Here is a 591-nt window from a genome sequence, read left to right on the forward strand (position 1 = left end):
GCCACCGCGGTGAGATCGCCATGAGATGCGCGCTGGACTCCGAACAACGGCACCGCCCTTGCGCCGCGCACCGCGCATGGCATCCTCTTCTCGCGACTCAACCAGAGGAGAGGATCGCCATGTTCCGCGTCTCGACCATTGCCGCCGCCATTGCTCTGATCGCCACCCCTGCCCTCGCCGCAGGACCGTGCAAGGATGCCAAGGGCAAGTTCACGAAATGCCCGCCGGCCGCCGCTGCCGCAGCTGGCGGCGTGACCAAGGACAAGAACGGCAAATGCCATGTCGCGTCCGGCCCCAAAAAGGGTCAGTTCACCAAGTGCCCGTGAGCTGCTCGGCACGCTGAAGAACGCGATCCCGGCTCGGCAACGCGCACGGGATCGCGCCTCACAGGGAACACTGTGCCAGCGCCAACAGCAGCTGCAGCGCCATCAACACTGCGATCACGATCGCCAGCCACCGCGGCTCCGGTTCCTGATCGCGGGGATCAGGCCAGAGCCGCGGCATGGCCCACCTTTTCACCCGGCGGACCGCATGGCAGAGCAACAGCATGCAGCGCCTCCCCATCGCCCTTCTGCTTGCCCTCTCCGTCCC

The 591-nt window shown here is 66.7% G+C and carries 1 protein-coding gene; it reads left to right on the top strand.

Annotated elements, in window-relative coordinates; all coding sequences use genetic code 11:
- Nucleotides 1-326, top strand: a 326-nt coding sequence (locus SAZ01S_RS24330; RefSeq protein WP_218018170.1) for a hypothetical protein, incomplete at its 5' end; no start/stop codon positions are given.
- Between the last annotated feature and the right edge of the window lie 265 nt (nucleotides 327-591).

Source organism: Sphingomonas azotifigens NBRC 15497, assembly GCF_002091475.1.
Taxonomy (GTDB): Bacteria; Pseudomonadota; Alphaproteobacteria; order Sphingomonadales; family Sphingomonadaceae; genus Sphingomonas; species Sphingomonas azotifigens.